This window comes from Aeromicrobium sp. PFPM2_SD2 (assembly GCF_057364525.1).
Genome location: NZ_JBNFNZ010000157.1, coordinates 1 through 5194, shown reverse-complemented (window position 1 = coordinate 5194; position 5194 = coordinate 1). Strand labels below are relative to the sequence as shown.

Sequence of the window (5194 nt, the reverse complement as noted above, 5' to 3'; positions counted from 1 at the left end):
CGCACCGGGCCCTGGCACGCACGGCCGCTGCTCGGACGCCGGCCGTCCGCCGCCGTCGTCTACCGCCCAGTCCGACCCCACCCGGTCGCCGCCGGGGGAGCGGCCGCGCTCGGCGGCGGCCGGCGTCGACGTCGTCGGCGGCGTGCTGACCGACGAGGCCGAGGAGCTCAACCGGGCCTGGACGCACGCCGTCACCCAGGGACGTCCGTTCGTCACCTGGAAGTACGCCGCCACGCTGGACGGCCTCAGCGCCGCGCCCGACGGCAGCAGCAAGTGGATCACCGGCCCCGCCGCCCGCCGCGACGTGCAGCGCTACCGGGCCGAGTGCGACGCGATCGTCGCCGGCACCGGCGCCGTGCTCGCCGACGACCCGCGCCTGACCGTCCGCGACGAGGACGACATGCCGCTGCCCTACGACCAGCAGCCGCTGCGCGTCGTGGTCGGCGAGACGACGATCCCGCGCTACTACCGCGTGTTCGACCGGGTCGCCCCGACGCTCATGGTGCAGTCGCGCGACCCGGAGGTCGTGCTGACCAAGCTGCGCGACCACGGCGTCCACCACGCCTGGCTCGAGGGCGGCCCCCGCCTGGCCGGGGCGTTCTGGGCGGCCGGCCTGGTCGACCGGGTGATCGGCTACATCGCCCCGGCCCTGCTCGGCTCCGGCCGCGCGGCGCTCGAGGGCGAGGCCACGACGCTGGCCGACCTGCGTCCCATCGAGATCGACGACCTCACCCGCGTCGGTCCCGACATCCGCATCGTCGGGCGCCCGCAGCGCGCGCCCCGGGAGGAGATGGACTGATGTTCACCGGACTCGTGGAGGAGAAGGGCCGGGTCGTCGCGATCGACGACCTCGGCGACTCCGTCCGCCTCGTGCTGCGCGGCCCCAAGGTGGTCTCGGACGCCGCGCACGGCGACTCGATCGCGGTCAACGGCTGCTGCCTGACCGTCATGGACCAGCCGGACGCCGAGAGCTTCGCCGTCGACGTCATGCGCGAGTCGCTCGACAAGACGTCCATCGGCGACCTGGCCGTGGGCGACGAGGTCAACCTCGAGCGCGCGGTCGCCGCCGGCCAGCGCTTGGGCGGCCACGTCGTGCAGGGTCACGTCGACGGCACCGGCCGCGTGCTGGACCGCACGCCGAGCGAGCACTGGGAGGTCGTGCGGTTCAGCGTCCCGACCGAGCTGGCCCGTTACCTGGTGCCCAAGGGCTCCATCACCGTCGACGGCACGTCGCTGACCGTCGTCGACGTCGAGGACGACGGGCCCGACGGCCCGTGGTTCTCCGTCTCGCTCATCCCGGTGACGCTCGCCGACACCGTGCTGGGCACCCGTCGGCCGGGCGACCGCGTCAACCTCGAGGTGGACGTCCTGGCCAAGTACGTCGAGCGGCTCCTGGCCGCCCAGAAGGGAGCGGACGCATGAGCGAGCACGTGCGCCTGGACAGCATCGAGCGAGCGATCGCCGACATCCGCGAGGGCAGGGCGATCGTCGTCGTGGACGACGAGGGCCGCGAGAACGAGGGCGACATCATCTTCGCCGCGAGCAAGGCGACGCCCGCGCTCATGGCCTTCCTCGTGCGCCACTCCAGCGGCCTGGTGTGCGCGCCGGTGGTGGGGGAGATCCTCGACCGCCTGGCCATCCCGCTCATGACGCCGCACAACCGCGACCCGCTGCGCACCGCGTACACGGTCTCGATCGACGCCCGCGACGGCGTGACCACGGGCATCTCCGCGGCCGACCGCGCCCGCACCTGCCGGATGCTCGCCGACTCGGCCACCGAGCCGTTCGAGCTCGTCCAGCCGGGCCACATCGTGCCCCTGCGGGCCAAGCCGGGCGGCGTGCTGGAGCGTCCGGGCCACACCGAGGCCGCGGTCGACTTCGCCCGCCTGGCCGGGCTGACGCCGGCCGGCGTCATCGGCGAGGTCATGAACGACGACGGCACGCTCATGCGCGCCCCGCAGCTGCGCGAGTTCGCCGACGAGCACGGCCTGGCGCTGGTCTCGATCGAGGACCTGCAGGTCTACCGCCGGCTCCACGAGAGCCAGGTCGACCGGCTGGCGACGACCCGCCTGCCCACGGAGTTCGGCGAGTTCACCGCGCTCGGCTACCGCGACCGGGTGAGCGGCGCGGAGCACGTCGCGCTCGTGCACGGCGACCTGGGCCGCGAGGGCGTCCTGACCCGGCTCCACTCGGAGTGCCTCACCGGCGACGTCTTCGGCTCGCACCGCTGCGACTGCGGCCCGCAGCTGCAGGCGTCCATGGCGGCGATCACCGCCGAGGGCGCCGGCGTCGTCATCTACCTGCGCGGGCACGAGGGCCGCGGCATCGGCCTGCTGCACAAGCTGCAGGCGTACGCCCTGCAGGACGAGGGCCGCGACACCGTCGACGCCAACCTCGAGCTCGGCTTCGGCGAGGACGACCGCGACTACGCCGCCGGCGCGCAGGTGCTGCGCGACCTGGGCGTCGACTCGGTCCGGCTGCTCACCAACAACCCGCTGAAGCAGACCGCGCTGGAGCAGTACGGCGTCAAGGTGGCCGAGCGGATGCCGCTGGTCGTCCGCCCCACCGTCGACAACCTGCGCTACCTGCAGACCAAGGCCGAGCGCATGGGCCACGACCTTCCCAACCTCACCGACCTGGAGGACCTGTCATGAGCGGTGCCGGCGCACCCACCCTGTCCGTCGACGCGAAGGGCGCGCGCGTCGCGATCGTGGCGTCCAGCTGGCACGACGTCGTCATGGACGGCCTCGTCGGTGGCGCCCAGCGTGCCCTCGCCGACGCCGGGGTGGACGACGTGACGCTCGTCCGCGTGGCGGGGTCCTTCGAGCTGCCGCTCGTCGCCCAGGCGTACGCCAGGCACGGCTTCGACGCGGTCGTCGCGCTCGGCGTCATCATCCGCGGCGGCACCCCGCACTTCGAGTACGTGTGCGCCGCGGCCACCGACGGGCTGGCGCGCGTCGCGCTCGACACCGGCGTCCCGGTCGGCTTCGGCCTGCTCACCTGCGACACCGAGGAGCAGGCGATCGACCGCGCGGGCCTGCCCGACAGCCGCGAGGACAAGGGTCGCGAGGCCGTCGAGGCCGCGCTGTCCACGTGGGCGCTGCTCCGCCGCGTCGGCTGACGACCTAGGATCGGGAGCGCTATGAAGACCTTCGACACGCTGTTCGCCGAGCTGGCCGACAAGGCCGCCACCCGTCCCGAGGGCTCGCGCACCGTCGCCGAGCTGGACGCCGCGTCCACCAGATCGGCAAGAAGCTCGTCGAGGAGGCCGCCGAGTCGTGGATGGCCGCCGAGCACGAGGGCAAGGAGCGCACGGCCGAGGAGCTGAGCCAGCTGCTCTACCACGCGCAGGTGATGATGCTGGCCGCCGGCATCTCGCTGGAGGACGTGTACGCGCATCTGTGAGGGGCTGACCCCCGTCACCGACCGCACCCCTCTACCGCTAGGAATCTGATGCTCAAGGTCGCCGTCCCCAACAAGGGAGCCCTCGCCGAGGCCGCCTCCCTCATGCTCACCGAGGCGGGCTACCGCCAGCGTCGCACCACCAAGGACCTCGTCGCCGTCGACGCCGACAACGAGGTCGAGTTCTTCTACCTGCGTCCGCGCGACATCGCCATCTACGTCGGCGAGGGCACGCTGGACGTCGGCCTCACCGGCCGCGACCTGCTGCTCGACTCCGGCGCGAACGCCACCGAGCAGGCCGCGCTGGGCTTCGGCAGCTCCACCTTCCGCTGGGCCGCCCCGGCCGGCGCCATGTCGTCGCTGCAGGACCTGCAGGGCGCCCGCATCGCCACGTCCTACCCGGGCATCGTGCAGCCGTACCTGGCCGAGCGCGGCGTCGAGGCCTCCGTCGTGCGTCTCGACGGGGCCGTCGAGTCGTCCATCCGGCTGGGCGTGGCCGACGCCATCGCCGACGTGGTCGAGACCGGCAGCACCCTGCGCCAGGCCGGCCTCGAGGTCTTCGGCGAGCCGATCCTGTCGTCCGAGGCCGTGCTCATCACCCGCACGGGCGCCGGCGAGCCGGCCGGCTACGGCACGTTCAAGCGCCGCCTGGACAGCGTCCTCGTCGCGCGGACGTACGTGATGATGGACTACGACATCCGCGTCGAGCACGTCGAGAAGGCGGTCGAGCTGACCCCGGGCATCGAGTCCCCGACGGTGTCGCCGCTGCACCGCGAGGGCTGGGTCGCCGTGCGCTCGATGGTGCCGCGCGAGGCCAGCCAGCGCGTCATGGACGACCTGTACGCCCTCGGCGGCCGCGGCATCCTCGTCACCGACATCCTCAGCTGCCGGATCTGACCGTGGCCTCGTCGACCCGCACCTTCCGCCCCGTGGGCGCCCGCGTCGTCGCGTACGTCGTGGCGGTGCTCGTGGTCGTCATGTCCGCCTTCATCGGCGTGGCCCTGCCCGACTTCGTCGAGTGGCACCCGTCTGAGATCGTGACCATCGCCCTGCTGCTCGTCGGCGTCCTCGCCGGCCTGCACGCCATCGGGCGCAGCAAGGTCGTCGTCGACGACGAGGCGCTGCACGTCACGAACGGCTTCCGCACCCGCCACGTCCCGTGGTCGGACGTCGCGGGGTTCGCGATGAACTCCGGCGCCCCCTGGCCGACGCTCGTGACGAAGGACGACGAGCGGGTCATGCTGTTCGCCATCCAGGGCAGCGACGGCGCGCAGTCCCGCGAGGCGCTGAGCTGGCTCCGGAGCCGGGTCCGATGAGCCACCGCCCGTCGCTCGCCGAGCCGGCGTTCCCCGGGGACGACGGTCGGGTGTACCCCGAGCTGGCCGAGGCGCTCGGCGACCCCGCTCGGGTGCTGGCGGTGCTCGGCTCGGTCCGGCTCTTCGTGCCGATCGTCGCGATGCTGGGCGAGGACCACGTCCCCGGCCAGGGCGACAAGAACGCCGAGATGGCCGCCGTGCTCATGACCGGCGCCGACGGCCGCAAGGGCCTGCTCGCGTTCAGCTCGCTGGAGACGATGGCCCGCTGGAACCCCGAGGCCCGACCGGTGCCGGTGTGGGGCCAGGCAGCCGCCGTCTCCGCGCTCGACGAGGGGGCGGACGCCATCCTGCTCGACCTCGCCAGCCCGCACTTCCAGCCGATCGACGGCGACGACGTGCGCCAGCTCGCCGCCGGCCGGGCGCTGGTGCGCACCGCCGCGGGGCTGGCTGGGTCGAGGCGCGCTAGCCGTGCGCAC

7 protein-coding genes and 1 pseudogene are annotated in these 5194 nt (G+C 73.4%); all 8 read left to right on the top strand.

Going from position 1 to position 5194, the window contains the following annotated elements; genetic code table 11:
* A partial coding sequence (locus AC2W7G_RS08875; protein WP_485868112.1) for a RibD family protein occupies positions 1-799 on the top strand: 799 nt, incomplete at its 5' end.
* A complete protein-coding gene (locus tag AC2W7G_RS08870) occupies positions 799-1422 on the top strand; it encodes a riboflavin synthase (protein WP_485868111.1) in 624 nt (207 codons plus the stop codon). The genes AC2W7G_RS08875 and AC2W7G_RS08870, both read left to right, overlap by 1 nt.
* Entirely contained in the window at positions 1419-2654 is a 1236-nt protein-coding gene (locus AC2W7G_RS08865; protein WP_485868110.1) for a bifunctional 3,4-dihydroxy-2-butanone-4-phosphate synthase/GTP cyclohydrolase II, read from the top strand. The genes AC2W7G_RS08870 and AC2W7G_RS08865 overlap by 4 nt, the downstream gene beginning before the upstream one ends.
* Entirely contained in the window at positions 2651-3121 is a 471-nt protein-coding gene (ribH, locus tag AC2W7G_RS08860; protein ID WP_485868109.1) for a 6,7-dimethyl-8-ribityllumazine synthase, read from the top strand. The genes AC2W7G_RS08865 and ribH overlap by 4 nt, the downstream gene beginning before the upstream one ends.
* Positions 3122-3142: 21 nt before the next feature.
* Positions 3143-3405, top strand: a pseudogene (locus AC2W7G_RS08855) (phosphoribosyl-ATP diphosphatase).
* A gap of 48 nt (positions 3406-3453) precedes the next feature.
* Positions 3454-4299 (top strand): ATP phosphoribosyltransferase, encoded by an 846-nt coding sequence (gene hisG, locus AC2W7G_RS08850; RefSeq protein ID WP_485868108.1) that lies wholly within the window; start codon positions 3454-3456, stop codon positions 4297-4299.
* A 2-nt stretch (positions 4300-4301) separates the two neighbouring features.
* On the top strand, positions 4302-4718 hold the full coding sequence (locus tag AC2W7G_RS08845) for a PH domain-containing protein (RefSeq protein ID WP_485868107.1): 417 nt from the start codon (positions 4302-4304) through the stop codon (positions 4716-4718).
* On the top strand, positions 4715-5194 hold a 480-nt coding region (locus tag AC2W7G_RS08840), incomplete at its 3' end, for an SseB family protein (RefSeq protein ID WP_485868106.1). The genes AC2W7G_RS08845 and AC2W7G_RS08840, both read left to right, overlap by 4 nt.